Source organism: Mycolicibacterium neworleansense (genome assembly GCF_001245615.1).
Taxonomy (GTDB): domain Bacteria; phylum Actinomycetota; class Actinomycetes; order Mycobacteriales; family Mycobacteriaceae; genus Mycobacterium; species Mycobacterium neworleansense.
Map to the genome: position 1 here is coordinate 858,927 of NZ_CWKH01000001.1, position 13,420 is coordinate 872,346.

Consider the following 13,420-nt stretch of genomic DNA (forward strand, 5'->3'; position numbering starts at 1 on the left):
CACTTTTATATGGTGCAACGGTGACCATCGCCGGCGACCTGGAACGCGCCCGTCACCTGGCGCTGGCTGCCGACGAGCTCGCGGCCCGCGACCTGCTGGTCGCGCTGCTGCCGCAGATCGAGCTGGCCGACCGCGACGACTACGCGCTTGAAGTGTTCGCCCAACTCGGTGAGATCTACCTGGTGCGCACCGCGTATGAGGGTGTGGTGGAAAGTAATTCCCGCATCCGCGACTGTCTGGCGATCTACAGTGCCATCCGCTCGGGGCAGCGCCCCGACCTAGCCGCGCAGACCACCATGTCCGACCACGACATCGACCACATGGTCTGCCGGTACGCCCGCCGAGCCGAGTTCCTCGATGCCGGCCTGGCCGCGGCACGCGGCGACCACGACCGCGCCGCGACGCATCTGCAGGCGCTGATCGAGGTCGGCGGAGAATTCGACGACCTGCGGGCCGAGCATCGGAACCTGATCTGCCACACCAGAATTCTGATCGCGACCGGCCTGTGCGACGACGACCTGTATGCCGCATCGGCGCCAGTGTGGGCCGAGGTGCTCGACGCCCTGCAGGATGCGCAGCCCGGTGCTGACGACGCCGAGACCGATCACCTCTTCGTCACCGGCGCGCTGGGCTACGGCCGGTTCTGTATCGAGTCGGGCCGTCTGGACGAGGCCGAGCCCTGGCTGCGCCGGGCCGGTGCCCGCGCTCAGGCCCGGGACTGGAAACTCGCCACCGCGCGTGCCCAGCTCGAGCGCGGAGCGTCGGCGTGGTCGGCCGGCCGTTATGCCGAGACGCAAGAGCTGATCACCGCGGCCTACCCGGTGATCGCCGAACACGCTCGCGCTCATGACGTCTCTCGCAGCTGGCTGTATTTCGGACTGATCCGGGTGGGACTCGGTCGCTTGAAAGAAGCCGATGAATGCTGGGAACACGCCGAGCGCCATTGGCGCGAGCTGGGCAAACCCCTCCACATTCACCGGATCCTCTTGCAGCGCAGCTGGATCGCCATCTTCCGCGGTGCCTTCGACGAAGCTGTACAACTGGTGGAGCAGGCCCGCGAGTTCCTGGACGCTTCGCCGCGACACAGCTGGCTGCAATACGCCCGGCTCGATGCGCACCTGGGCAACATCTGGCGCGCCGATGCGCTCCGGGAGATGGGCTTCGACGGCCTGGGTGAACCCGGGCAGGACTGGAACCAGGTGGAGGCCCGGCACAAGGCCGGACTCGGTGTCGTCGACTGCGCCCCGGGCACACCGGAATACCGCCGGGCCATGGTCAAACTGGACCGGGCCGCCGACCTGAAAGTCCCGGCCGCCCTGGCTGTCGACTCGGTGCGCTACACGATCACCGACGCCGGCGCCAGGGCCAGGTGGGCCAACGGCGTCTCGGCTCCCCTGATGGCGGGTGCGTTCGCGGTCGCCTGGGAATCGGACAACACCGAGTTGACCTGTGAGCTGATCGAATACCACAGTGCACGAGGGACTTTCACCACCGACGAGACGACCGAACCGGGTCCGGCCGCTGACTGGACCGACATCGCCACGGCCGTCGTCCCCGTCGAAGCTGAACTCGCACCACAACTGGCGGTAGCGGCGGCCGCAGCCCCGGTCGGCGGCGAAGGTGCGCTGACCAGGCTCGGACCGCTGCCCGCGCTGCGGATGGATCCGAGCTCTGGTCCGATCATGAGCCATTACCGCGAGTTGGCACTGCAGCGCTACGGCCGCGATGTCACCGCCGCCGGTGCCGAATGGACGACCTGGCCGTGACCGAGACCCTGGTGATGCGGTTCGCCGACGTCGGCATCGCGACCTACGTCAGTCTCCGTGTGGTGGGGGCGCCGGAACGTTCGGTCACCTGGGTGATCGAGGAGCCGCACATGCAGGCGGTGGACGTCGCGCTCAACCCGTCGTTGCCGGATCCGATCGGTTCGGAGACACCCGCGGAAGCGGTGGAACGGGCCGTGACCACGGGAGCCTTCGCCACCGCGGAGACCGAACTGGAACTGGCCCGGCTGCTGGGCTCGCACCTGATCGGGATCGGTGGCTGGCAGCTGTTGGCCGACTGCGTCGCCGAGACGCGGCCGGTGCTCTTCGTGACGCCGAGCCCCCGATTGGGTCGGGTGCCGTGGGGCCAGCTGGCGATGCCGGGACCCGACGGTTTCCGGTTGATGGAGTTGGTGGACGTGCTGATGTCCGTGCCGCCCAACATTGTTCACGCACCACGCAGCCCCGTCCGCTGGCAAGACCGCCTGGGCCGCCCGCCGGTGCTGGTGCTGGATCCGCGGATTCCCGGGCAGCGGCCCGATTCGCCGCTGGGCTCGGTGCTGGGCCGGCCCGCACCGCAGGCGCCGCTGTCGGCACATTTCGGTGATCTGGTCGCCGCCCACGCCGTGCTACCCAAGGTTGCCGACGCCGTCGAGCTGTTCCGTCGTACCGATACCGACCGGCACTGGTTGGCGGACGTGTGCGCGCAGGACCCGAGCCGGCTGCTCTACGTCGGGCACGCCAGCGCGGCTGACGGTACCGCCGGGCACGCCGATCGCGCAGCGCTGCATCTGGCCGAGGGCCGGCCGCTGACCGCGGGGGAGATGATCGCGACGCGGTTGCCGGTTCCGCCCCGAGTGGCATTGCTGGCCTGCGCATCCGGCGGCGACTACCGGTTCGACGAGGCCGCCGGGCTGGTCGCCGCCATGATCCTGGGCGGGGCCCAGTTGGTCACCGCGACGCTGTGGTCGCTGCCGACGACAGCGGGCTTCCGGCAGTTCGGCACTGTTCCCGAGGCGGATCCCATGGCCGACACCATCGTCGGAGTCGATCTGGCTCACCGCGAGGACGACGCGGGGCTGGCGGTGAACCGCTGGCAGCGGGCCGTGATGCGCCGGTGGCGAGACGGTGACCGGACGGCCAGCCCACTGCACTGGGCCGCGCTGGCCACCTTCACCGTCGACGGCGTCCGCTGAATCAGGCCGGGCCCACGCAGACCGCGACGATGCTCTCGTCGCCGGGCCGGTAGTAGGTGTCGATCACGTTCCCCGGGGACAACTTGCCCAGTGCCGTCGCCGGAACCATCGCGCGCTGGCGCACCGGGAACTGCCCGCCGCCGTGCCGGCTCACCATCAGATCGAGTTCGACCTCGCGATAGTCCTCACGCATCGCCCCGGTGGCGCGCATGCCGGTGACGATCCCGCGCGATCGGGTGCCGGTCCGGATCAGCGCGACCTGTGCACCGGTCAGCAATCCCTTGCGAACCAGCATGTGGTCGAATTCGGCCACCAGCTCGCCCAGGGTGACCAGACGCTCGTCGGCCTCGTCGTTCGGCCGGGCGCACCCCGGCCGGCGGGTGGCGGACAGCGCGGCGCCGGCGCAGAACAGGCACAGGACGGTGAGGAGCACGGCGTCGGTCATGTCCTCAGCGTCCGGCCGGGGGAGCGCTACCGAACCCAACTTCGGCTCTATCCTGGTGCCGGTGAGCATCGGGTCCGACACGGCCGGGGCGGAGGCCGGCGCCAATTCAGGCGTGAATTCGGCCCAGCCGCGCCGCGCTGCGATCGACCGGGCCTGGCGCGCGCTCGGCCCCGGGGTCGAGGTCTTCAGCGGTGACGACGGAGGGCCGCTGCGCCGGACGGTGAAACGCATCATTGACCCTCTGGTGCTCAGGCTGCGCAGCAATACGCACTATTCGGCACCGGTGCTGGCTCCGGACGTGGCCGCCGCACTGCACGAGCAGATCGTGCACAGCGGCCCCCATCTGCGGGCCGCCGCAGCCTGGTTCGCCGAGCTCAAACAGCAGCGCCGGCGGTTGCGCATCACCACCGGCAATGCCCAGGAGCTCTATTTCCCGGTGTGTTTCGAACTCGCGGTGACGCGGGGTGCCCCTGCGGCCGACCGCGCGCAGGTGGCCGCAGACGTATTGGCCGACCTGCACGAAGGCCGTGACCGCACCGCGATCGAGGCGCTCAACGAGTACGTGGCCGATCCGCAGATCATCGACCGATTACGCCACCAACTCGAGCGCAGCTGGAGCGACGTCGTCGGGTCCGACGCCATCACCGGCCCGTTCTTCGCCGGGCTGATCACCGTGCTCGGCCCGGCCGACAGCCACCGCGCGGAAGCGGCCCGGCAGCGGGTGTGGGCGGCGCTGGTGGCCGATGCGACCCCGCACAACCTCGGTGCCGGGGTGCGCCACACCGACGCCGCACTGCCATGGTCGATCGCCGAGATCGGGCTGAGTTCGGTTGTGCCGCAACTGCCACCATCGATCAACGGTCAGGCCGACGGGGACCGTCCGCTGGACCGCAGTGTGGTGGACCGGGTACGGGCGACGTTGCGCCGGGCACTGGACCGCGATGAGCTGCCGGACATCCCGCTGCTGTGCGCCGAGGAAGTGGACCGCGCCTGTGCGCCATGGGGGCTGCTCGCCGAGGACAAGCAGGCCGCCCTGCTCACCGGCATCGAGGTGGCCACCGATCTGCACCCGCTCGACGCCGCGGTGCGGGGACGCTATCAACTGTCGGCCCGCATTCAGGCCCGGCTGGCCAAGGAGGCGTACGTGCTGCACGCCCGCCGCTATCTGGCCGCGGGCACGGCGGTGCACCCGCGCCAGCAACAGGTGATCGAGGATCTCGGCGCGTTCGCCCGCCCGTATCTGAGCCGGCTGTGGGCGCGACTGCACGGACGCGACGTGTGGCAGGAGCCCTGCACGGATGTCGACGAACTACGGTCCTTGCTGGAAGGGGTGGCCAGATCGGTCAGCCTCGACCACCGGCAACGCATCAAGTCAATGCTGGAAGTGCAGGTGTCACAGTGAGATTGACAGCTGACGGCGGCCTGTGGAGTACCGGCCGGGCGACCGGCGGCGCGCCGGTGACCGCGGTGCTCGAGGTCAGCGGCGCCGTGCTGTCGTGGGTGGTGGATGGGGGAGCCGACGAACCACCTTCCATCACCTTCACCGACCCCGAGCGCGCGGATTGGTTGTGGCGGGTGCTCGGCGAGGCCGGCCACGTTGCCGCCCTGGGAGCGCTGGCCGGTCGGCAGCCGGGGCAGCCGATCGAGCTGCCCGGGGTGCAGCTCCTGCCCGGCTCTACGGATGCATTGCGGCGGTTGGCGATCGGGCATTGGCTGCGTCGCTGGTGGCCCGCCAGTGACCGGGACGGCATCGGTGCGCTGGAGCGACCGGTGCTCGACGCGGAACTCGCCCTGCTGACGGCGGCCGCCGAGGACTTCTTCACCGACGACACCCTCGATTCCGACGCGGCAGCCTTGCTGGCGCCCCACCCGGAAACGTTGAACTCTCTTGCCGGTCAAGGTGATCCGAGGGTCACGGAATTGGTGGCGAAATGCCGGGAGCTGGCCGGTGACCTCGGGCTGGACTGGCCTGACCGCACCACCACGGTGCCCCGGCGGGACGACTACGCCCTGGCGGCCGGGCGCGGCGACGGATCGGGCGAGCCGGGGTTGATCGTGCGCGGGGCGGGGACCGTGGTCTGGTCGGCGGTGCCGCCCGGGGTGTTCGACGCGGCCGAGGACACCATCGAGTGGTCGGTGACGGGCACCGGTGAGGAGGCCGACGCGGTGGTGCAGGTGGCGCTCGCGGGCCCTGGTTCAGCGGGTATCGGCGTCGAACTGCGCGGCGCCGGCTGCGAAGGCTCCGGTGTCCTCGACGCCGCGGGCCGCGCCGTGCTGCCGTTGCGGGATCCGGAAGGGCAGCGGCTCAGCGAAACCCGGGCCTGGAACCTGGACTGGTCGCACACGACCGTGAGCGTCGGCGCCGAGGGGATCACCGAGTCCGCACCGGAGCGGGCCCGGGTGCGCGCCTTCGCGCGGGCCCGGTTGGCCGCACCCCCAGCCGACGCGTTCCTCGCCGAGATCCGCGCGGCCGAATCCGACTACTGACCGCTACTTGGCGGCGGTCTGGATGTAGGCCGGCGAGTTCGACGACTGCGGCAACCCGATGGCGGGCACCTGTGGGGTACCGATCGCACCGGCCAGCCAGGGCAGGGCCGAGGAGAACGCGTGGCTGGCGAACGGCCAGTCGTGGGTGCCCTGCTGGGTCACCACCGCACACGCGATGCCGTGTTGCGAGCCGAGCGCGCACAGCGCGTTGGCGGCCTTGGCCTGATCGTTGGCGCGGCCCGGAGGCTTGCCTGCCGTCGACGTGTCATTGACGTCGAACCACCCGGCGGTCTGCTCGTACTGGCCGTGCCGGGTGATCGCCGTGCTCGGGTCGAAGGCATCCCAGGCCGCGGCGTTCCCGCCGAACAGCCGGTCGATGGTCTGCGCCTTGGTGCCCGAGTTGGGGCCGATGTCACCGGCGATGTCCACGAACGCACTGAACAGTTCGGGGTGCATGACCGCCAGGTCCACCGCGCAGGTACCGCCCATGGACCAGCCGACGATGCCCCAACCCGCTGCGGCAGGTTTCACGCCGTAGTGGTTGTTCATATACGGCACAACGTCTTTGGTGAGGTGGTCGGCGGAGTTCCCGCGCTTGCCGTTGACGCATTCGGTGTCGTTGTTGAACGTGCCGCCCGGGTCCACGAACACCAGCACCGGCGCGTATCCGTGGTGGGCCGCGGCGAAGTCGTCCATCGTCTTGATCACGTTGCCCGCCCGCATCCAGTCGGCCGGGGTGTTGAACTCGCCACCGATCATCATCACCGTCGGCAACTGTGGCGGGGGATTGGCGGCGAACCACGCCGGCGGCAGATACACATATTCACCGCGATGCCGGAAACCCGAAGCGGTGTTGGGGATCTCGACCGGAACCACGCTGCCCTTGGCCGGGATGGTGCCCTGGCGTTGCATCGCCGTCACCGTCACCTGATCGGTCTGATCAGGCAGCGGGCCTGCGGTCAACTGGTTCCACGCGGTCTGCACCCAGGGGAAGTAGCCCACCCACAGGTTCAGCGCGAGCGCCGTGCACAACAGGGTCAGCGGCACCGCCATGACCGCGGTGCCGCGCCGCCACCGCCGGCTGCCGCGCCACCCGGCGGCCAGGACCACGACCGCCACACCGGTCAGCGCGATCCACACCCACAGCGACCGGGGTGCGGGGTTGCCGGCCAGCCCCTCGGACTCGATGTACCAGTTGGTGCCGGCGACCAGGATGCCGCCCACCGCGGCCGCCAGCGGTAGCCAGGTGAACGCCCAGCGGCGGGTACGCCAGCCGATTGCGGCGATCAGCACCACGGCGGTGATGACTTGGACACTGGTCGGAACCCAGCCGTGCATCAAGGACAGGTGGTGAGTGAACGTCACACCGATATCGTTGCCGCCGAATCTTGGGATCGGCTGTGAGGCACCTGCTAACGAGGTTTGGCCAGCGGAAAGGGCAGTGTCTCTCGGATGCTGCGTCCGGTGATCAGCATGACGACCCGATCCACGCCCATCCCGAGACCGCCCGTCGGCGGCATCGCGTACTCCATGGCCTGCAGGAAGTCCTCGTCGAGCTCCATGGCCTCGGGGTCACCGCCCGCGGCCAGCAAAGACTGTTCCTGGAGCCGGCGGCGCTGTTCGACAGGGTCGGTCAGTTCGCTGTAGGCGGTCCCGAGTTCCACGCCCCAGGCCACCAGGTCCCAGCGCTCGGCCACCCCGGGGATGCTGCGGTGCGGCCGGGTCAACGGCGAGACCGAGGTCGGGAAATCCTTGTAGAACGTGGGCTCTTCGGTGCGGTCCTCGACCAGGTGCTCGTACATTTCCAGCACCACGGCCCCGGCGTCCCAGTGCGTCAGGTAGGGGATGTTCGCCGCATCGCACAGCCGGCGCAGCGTGGCCAGATCCGTTTCGACGGTGACGTGCTCACCGAGGGCCTCCGACACCGCGTCGTGCACGGTCTTGACCGCCCACTCACCCGATATGTCCACGGGTTCGAGGACCCCGTCGGCGCGCGGCCGCTGGAAGACCTGGGCTCCGTTGGCCGCCTGGGCGGCGTTTTGGATCAACTCGCGGCAGCCGTCGATCCACACGTTGTAGTCGGCATGGGCCTGGTAGGCCTCCAGCAGCGTGAACTCCGGGTTGTGGCTGAAGTCCACGCCCTCGTTGCGAAACGCTCGGCCCAGTTCGAAGACGCGCTCGACCCCGCCCACGCACAACCGCTTGAGGTAGAGCTCGGGCGCGATCCGCAGATACAGGTCCAGGTCGTAGGCATTGATGTGGGTCAGGAACGGCCGGGCGTTGGCACCGCCGTGGATCTGCTGCAGGATCGGGGTTTCCACCTCGAGGAAACCCTTGGCGTACAACGTTTCCCGGATGGCGTGCAGGGCGCCGCTGCGGGCCCGGATCAACTCGCGCGCCTCGGTGTTGACCGCCAGGTCCACATAGCGGGCCCGCACCCGGGCCTCCTGGTCGGTCAAGCCCTTCCACTTGTCGGGCAGCGGGCGCAGGCATTTGCCGATCAGCCGCCAGCTGTCCACCAGCAGCGAGTGGGTGCCGTTGCGGCTGCGCCCCATCGAGCCAGTCACCTCGATCAGATCGCCGAGGTCGATGGTGGCGGTGAATTCCGCGGTGCCGGCCTGGGTCAGCCGGGCATTGTCGAGCAACAGCTGAACCTCGCCCGACCAATCGCGCAGTTGGGCGAACAGCACGCCGCCGTAATCCCGGACCCGCAGGATCCGTCCGGCCACGCTCACCGCGGCACCGTCGGCGGATTCCAGTGCGGCCGCGACGGTATGGCTGGGGGCCTGGCCCACCGGATAGGCGTCCACCCCGTTGGCCTGCAACTGGCGCAGTTTGTCCATCCGCACCCGCACCTGCTCGGGCAGCCGCTGCGGGTCCTCGTCGGCCAGCTCGGCTTGCAGCCCGTTGAGGTCCGGCGCGCTGCCGTCGTGGTGCAGCCGGCCCGAGTCCACCAGGTCGGCCGGGGCCGCGACGTGTTCGCCGGTGTGCTGCTTGTTGCGTCGGGAGAACGGCAGCACCAGGAAACCCTCGGCGATCACCGAGGCGACCCCGACGCGCGGGATCATCCGGGCATCCTCGTAGCAGGCGTACCGCGGAACCCACTGCGGTTGGTATTTCATGTTCGAGCGGTACAGCGTCTCCAGCTGCCACCAGCGGGAAAAGAACACCAGCAGCGCCCGCCAGAGCCGGGCCACCGGGCCCGCGCCCAGCTGCGCACCCTGCTGGAACGCCGATCGGAACATCGCGAAGTTCAGTGAAATCCGGCTGACCCCAATGCCTTCGGACTGCATGCACAGTTCGCTGACCATCAGCTCGATGGTGCCGTTGGGGGATTGCGGGGAGCGTCGCATGACGTCGAGCGAGACGCCGTTGGTGCCCCACGGCACCAGCGACAGCAACGCCACCACCTCAGGCTCTGAGGCGTCTTTACGCTGCTGGATCGCCTCGACGAGCAGGCAGTCACCGTCGGCCGGATCGCCGAGCCGGCCCAGCGCCATCGAGAAGCCGCGTTCGGTTTCGGTGTCCCGCCAGGCGTCGGCACGCTGGATCACCTCGGCCATCTCGGCCGGCTCCAGCTCGCGGTGGCGCCGGATACGCACCGACGTCCCAGCGCGCCGGGCCCGGGTGACGGCCTGACGCACCGCCCGCATGTCGGGTCCGGACAGCCGGAAGTTCTCCGGATGCAGGATGGCCTCGTCGCCGAGTTGCAGCGCGTTGAGCCCGGCCGCCCGGAACGCCTCGGCCGCCGCCGAACTGGCGCCCATCACGCCCGGGGCCCAGCCGTAGGTCTGGCACAACTGCAACCAGGCCGCGATCGCCTGCGGCCAGGCCTTGGGATCGCCGACCGGATCACCACCGGCCAGACACACGCCCACCTCCACGCGGTAGGCGATCGCGGCCCGGCCGTTGGGTGCGAACACCACGGACTTGTCGCGACGGGTGGCGAAATATCCCAGTGAGTCGTTCTTGCCATAGACCTCCAACAGACCCCGGATCGCCGACTCGTCCTCACCGGTCAGCGCGTTGGAGGCGCGTTGCGACTGGAACAACACGATCGCGGCCGCCATCAGGGCCAGTGCGCCGAACAAGCCGAAGATCGCGTTGAGGAACGGATGCGAATAGCCCTCGAACACCTCGGTCGGAACGGTGGCGAATCCGCTGACCCGGTTGACCGCGTACAGCAGCCGCCACTCCGGGTCCAGGGTGCCGGGGAACAACTCCAGCAGCGCCCACGCGGCCAGGATGCCGATCGCCATGCCGGCGACCAGCACGACGGCCGATTTGAGCAGGGCGCCGCGGCGCACCTTGGCCCAGAACTGGTTGCGTGCCAGCACCAGACAGACGATGGCGGTCACATGGAAGACCAGGCCGATTACCTCACCCACGTCCTCGGCGAGCGGGTCGCCGCCCGTGACGAGATCGCCGAGGTTCCAGCCGACGGCGCCCACCATGTAGAGCACCAGGATCCACCAGGCGATCCGCTTCCGCGCGGCAAGCGCCGCGGCCAGCAGCGCCAGCACAAACGCCCACGCGAAACTCGTGTCGGGGAAGTTGAAGATGTAGTCGTTGACGAATTCTCGCGGGACCTGGATCAACCAGCGCACCGTTTGAGACACGCTGGCGATCAGCGACAGGGTGGCGATGACCCCGACGGTCCAGCCGGCTGCAGCGGGAACCCAGGAGAACCTCGACGCGGGCTGGACCCCGGCGCGGTGGCCGCGGCTGATAACGGTCATACGCCCGGAGAATAGGCGCTCAACCCGTCAATTGGGTTGAGCGCGCGCACAGACTTCGCCGCGGCCGGCTACCAGACCGGGCCGGTGTACTTCTCGCCTGGGCCTTTGCCCGGTTCGTCGGGATGCGCACTGGCTTCGCGGAACGCCAGTTGCAGGCTCTTGAGCCCGTCGCGCACCGGACCCGCGTGCGGTCCCAGGTACTCGGCCGATGCGGTCACGAGACCGGCGAGTGCGGTGATGATCCGGCGAGCCTCGTCAAGATCGCGGTGCGGGCTGTCCTCGGGATCCTCGGCAGAAAGTCCGATCTTCTCGGCCGCGGCGCTCATCAACATCAGCGCCGCCCGGGTGATCACCTCCACGGCGGGGATGTCGGCCAGCTCCCGCACCTGCGGCGTCGCGCTGTCGGGCGTTTCGGTCGGATCGGTCATGCCTGCTAGACTGTCATGCGCGACCGTCCCGGCTCACGTCAGGGACAGCAAGTGGAGTCCCACTCCCACCGTTGACCACAAGGTACAACGGTCCGGTCGCCGGTGTCCTCGGACGCCGGTTCTGTGCTCCAGAACTGGACGTACAGGCGGCGCAAGCCGTGATCGGTCGGCATTGGGCCCTGCTTTGAGCAGGGCTTTTCTGTTCTTCGGGGCAGAAGTGCAGATGGGTGGGTCTCCTCGGCAGACCCAACATAGGAGGCCCCATCAGCACTGAGACCCGCGTCAACGAGCGCATTCGTGTACCAGAAGTCCGCCTGATCGGACCAGGTGGCGAGCAGGTAGGCATTGTGCGCATCGAAGACGCCCTCCGCGTCGCCGCGGATGCCGATCTCGACCTTGTCGAAGTTGCGCCAGGCGCCAAGCCGCCGGTTTGCAAAATCATGGACTACGGCAAGTTCAAGTACGAGACGGCACTCAAGGAGCGCGAGTCTCGCAAGAACCAGCAGCAGACCGTCGTCAAGGAACAGAAGCTGCGTCCCAAGATCGACGATCACGACTACGAGACGAAGAAGGGCCATGTGGTCCGCTTCCTCGAAGCCGGGTCCAAGGTCAAGGTGACCATCATGTTCCGCGGACGCGAGCAGTCCCGGCCCGAACTCGGGTACCGGTTGTTGCAGCGGTTGGGCGCAGATGTGGCCGAGTACGGCTTCGTCGAGACCTCAGCCAAGCAGGACGGCCGCAACATGACGATGGTGCTGGCACCGCACCGCGGCGCGAAGACTCGCGCCAAGGCAGCGGAGCAGGCCGAGCGCCCGGGCGGGCAGCAGGCCGCACCAGAAGAACCAGACGTCACGCAGAACTAGCTTCAACACAGAACTGAGGATTCATGCCCAAGGCGAAGACCCACAGCGGAGCATCCAAGCGCTTCCGCAAGACCGGGACCGGCAAGATCGTGCGTCAGAAGGCCGGCCGCCGCCACCTGCTGGAGCACAAGGCCACCAAGCGCACCCGCCGGCTTGACGGCCGCACCGTGGTCGCAGCCAACGACACCAAGCGTGTCAACAAGTTGCTCAACGGCTAGACCTGCCGCTCCCCGTACCGAACGAGAATAGGAACATCCCATGGCACGCGTGAAGCGCGCACTCAACGCCCAGAAGAAGCGGCGGACCGTACTCAAGGCCTCGAAGGGTTACCGGGGCCAGCGGTCCCGCCTGTACCGCAAGGCCAAGGAACAGCAGCTGCATTCGCTGACCTACGCCTACCGCGACCGTCGCGCCCGCAAGGGTGAGTTCCGCAAGCTGTGGATCTCGCGTATCAACGCCGCGGCCCGCGCCAACGACATCACCTACAACCGCCTGATCCAGGGCCTCAAGGCCGCTGGTGTCGAGGTGGACCGCAAGAACCTGGCCGAGATCGCCGTGAGCGACGCCGCCGCGTTCACCGCGCTGGTCGAGGTCGCCAAGGCCGCTCTGCCCAGCGATGTGAATGCGCCGTCAACGTCCTCTGACGAGGCCGCCTGACGCTCACCGAGCGTTCTGCCCGGGTGGCCGCTGCGGTCAAACTGCAGCGCCACATCGGGCGCCGCCGCGCCGCACGCTTCCTTGCCGAGGGTCCCAACCTCGTCGAGGCCGCGTTGCGGCGCGGACTCGTTTCCGAGGTGTTCGTGACCGAGGCCGCGCTCGACCGCTTCGGTGAGCTGCTCGCCGACGCGCCGGTGCAACTGGTCACCGAACGCGCGGCAAAAGCGTTGTCGGACACCGTCACCCCGGTAGGCCTCGTCGCGGTGTGCCGGCTGCCGGAGGTCTCCCTCGATGAGGTGCTGGCCGGCGCACCCCGGTTGATCGCGGTGCCCGTGCAGATCTCGGAGCCGGGCAACGCCGGCACGCTGATCCGGACCGCCGACGCGATGGGTGCCGACGCGGTGGTGCTCGCCGGCCACAGCGTGGACCCGTACAACAGCAAGTGCCTGCGGTCCTCGGCCGGCAGCATCTTCTCGCTGCCGGTGATCAGCGAGCCCGACGCGGCCGCCGTCGTGGCACGGCTGCAGGCGGCCGGGCTGCAGGTGCTGGCGACCACTATCGACGGCGAGGTCAGCCTCGACCATGTAGACCTCGCCGGACCCACGGCCTGGCTGTTCGGGCCCGAAGCCCACGGCCTGCCAACCGAATTGGCCGCGGCGGCCGATCACCGCGTGCACATTCCGATGCCCGGCCGATCCGAAAGCCTCAACGTCGCCTCGGCGGCGTCGATCTGTCTGTATCAGAGCGCCCGCGCGCACCGTCTCTAGCGCGAGCAGACAAAAAGCCCCAAGACTTCGGCGTGTCGGGTACATCTGCGTCTGCTCGCGCCGGCAAGCGGCGAT

At 68.9% G+C, this 13,420-nt stretch carries 12 protein-coding genes; 8 read left to right on the forward strand and 4 right to left on the reverse strand.

The window, feature by feature from the left end:
• The first annotated feature begins 20 nt into the window (after positions 1 to 20).
• Positions 21 to 1,766 carry a hypothetical protein gene (locus tag BN2156_RS04010; RefSeq protein ID WP_090510460.1) on the forward strand — a complete coding sequence of 582 codons (1,746 nt, stop codon included), beginning with the start codon at positions 21 to 23 and terminating at the stop codon, positions 1,764 to 1,766.
• Positions 1,748 to 2,959, forward strand: coding sequence for a CHAT domain-containing protein (locus BN2156_RS04015; protein WP_090510462.1), 1,212 nt, complete (start codon positions 1,748 to 1,750; stop codon positions 2,957 to 2,959). Before BN2156_RS04010 ends, BN2156_RS04015 begins: the two co-directional genes overlap by 19 nt.
• A 1-nt stretch (position 2,960) precedes the next feature.
• Here BN2156_RS04015 and BN2156_RS04020 read toward each other — a convergent pair whose 3' ends face one another.
• Positions 2,961 to 3,404: a hypothetical protein gene (locus BN2156_RS04020; protein ID WP_090510465.1), complete on the reverse strand. Its 444-nt coding sequence runs from the start codon at positions 3,402 to 3,404 to the stop codon at positions 2,961 to 2,963.
• 61 nt (positions 3,405 to 3,465) lie between these two features.
• Here BN2156_RS04020 and BN2156_RS04025 point away from each other — a divergent pair, with 61 nt between their 5' ends.
• Complete coding sequence (locus tag BN2156_RS04025; RefSeq protein WP_407661609.1) at positions 3,466 to 4,806, forward strand: hypothetical protein; 1,341 nt, start codon at positions 3,466 to 3,468, stop codon at positions 4,804 to 4,806.
• Positions 4,803 to 5,891: a hypothetical protein gene (locus BN2156_RS04030; protein WP_090510467.1), complete on the forward strand. Its 1,089-nt coding sequence runs from the start codon at positions 4,803 to 4,805 to the stop codon at positions 5,889 to 5,891. The genes BN2156_RS04025 and BN2156_RS04030 overlap by 4 nt, the downstream gene beginning before the upstream one ends.
• A gap of 3 nt (positions 5,892 to 5,894) precedes the next feature.
• On the opposite strand, the gene BN2156_RS04035 is transcribed toward BN2156_RS04030, so the two are convergent.
• The 3 genes from BN2156_RS04035 to BN2156_RS04045 all read right to left on the reverse strand — a co-directional run bounded on the left by BN2156_RS04035 (position 5,895) and on the right by BN2156_RS04045 (position 11,058).
• Positions 5,895 to 7,229 carry an alpha/beta hydrolase gene (locus tag BN2156_RS04035; protein ID WP_235625331.1) on the reverse strand — a complete coding sequence of 445 codons (1,335 nt, stop codon included), beginning with the start codon at positions 7,227 to 7,229 and terminating at the stop codon, positions 5,895 to 5,897.
• A 74-nt stretch (positions 7,230 to 7,303) separates the two neighbouring features.
• Entirely contained in the window at positions 7,304 to 10,630 is a 3,327-nt protein-coding gene (gene lysX / locus BN2156_RS04040; RefSeq protein ID WP_090510472.1) for a bifunctional lysylphosphatidylglycerol synthetase/lysine--tRNA ligase LysX, read from the reverse strand.
• 68 nt (positions 10,631 to 10,698) lie between these two features.
• Positions 10,699 to 11,058, reverse strand: a complete 360-nt coding sequence (locus BN2156_RS04045; RefSeq protein WP_090510475.1) for a DUF1844 domain-containing protein — start codon at positions 11,056 to 11,058, stop codon at positions 10,699 to 10,701.
• Between the two features lie 227 nt (positions 11,059 to 11,285).
• On the opposite strand from BN2156_RS04045, the gene infC reads away from it, so the two are divergent.
• Genes infC through BN2156_RS04065 form a run of 4 tightly spaced genes read left to right on the forward strand, consistent with a single transcriptional unit; the run spans position 11,286 to position 13,345 of the window.
• Positions 11,286 to 11,921 carry a translation initiation factor IF-3 gene (gene infC / locus BN2156_RS04050; protein WP_090510478.1) on the forward strand — a complete coding sequence of 212 codons (636 nt, stop codon included), beginning with the start codon at positions 11,286 to 11,288 and terminating at the stop codon, positions 11,919 to 11,921.
• 23 nt (positions 11,922 to 11,944) lie between these two features.
• Positions 11,945 to 12,139: a 50S ribosomal protein L35 gene (gene rpmI, locus BN2156_RS04055; RefSeq protein ID WP_036449598.1), complete on the forward strand. Its 195-nt coding sequence runs from the start codon at positions 11,945 to 11,947 to the stop codon at positions 12,137 to 12,139.
• 40 nt (positions 12,140 to 12,179) lie between these two features.
• Positions 12,180 to 12,578, forward strand: a complete 399-nt coding sequence (rplT, locus tag BN2156_RS04060; RefSeq protein ID WP_090510481.1) for a 50S ribosomal protein L20 — start codon at positions 12,180 to 12,182, stop codon at positions 12,576 to 12,578.
• A gap of 23 nt (positions 12,579 to 12,601) precedes the next feature.
• A complete protein-coding gene (locus BN2156_RS04065) occupies positions 12,602 to 13,345 on the forward strand; it encodes a TrmH family RNA methyltransferase (protein WP_090510483.1) in 744 nt (247 codons plus the stop codon).
• The last annotated feature ends 75 nt before the right edge of the window (positions 13,346 to 13,420 follow it).

Coding starts and splice junctions, on each gene's coding strand:
- BN2156_RS04015 (WP_090510462.1), top strand. CDS start 1,748: ATGGACGACCTGGCCGTGACCGAGACCCTGGTGATGCGGTTCGCCGAC.
- BN2156_RS04020 (WP_090510465.1), bottom strand. CDS start 3,404: ATGACCGACGCCGTGCTCCTCACCGTCCTGTGCCTGTTCTGCGCCGGC.
- BN2156_RS04035 (WP_235625331.1), bottom strand. CDS start 7,229: ATGCACGGCTGGGTTCCGACCAGTGTCCAAGTCATCACCGCCGTGGTG.
- lysX (WP_090510472.1), bottom strand. CDS start 10,630: ATGACCGTTATCAGCCGCGGCCACCGCGCCGGGGTCCAGCCCGCGTCG.
- BN2156_RS04045 (WP_090510475.1), bottom strand. CDS start 11,058: ATGACCGATCCGACCGAAACGCCCGACAGCGCGACGCCGCAGGTGCGG.
- rpmI (WP_036449598.1), top strand. CDS start 11,945: ATGCCCAAGGCGAAGACCCACAGCGGAGCATCCAAGCGCTTCCGCAAG.
- rplT (WP_090510481.1), top strand. CDS start 12,180: ATGGCACGCGTGAAGCGCGCACTCAACGCCCAGAAGAAGCGGCGGACC.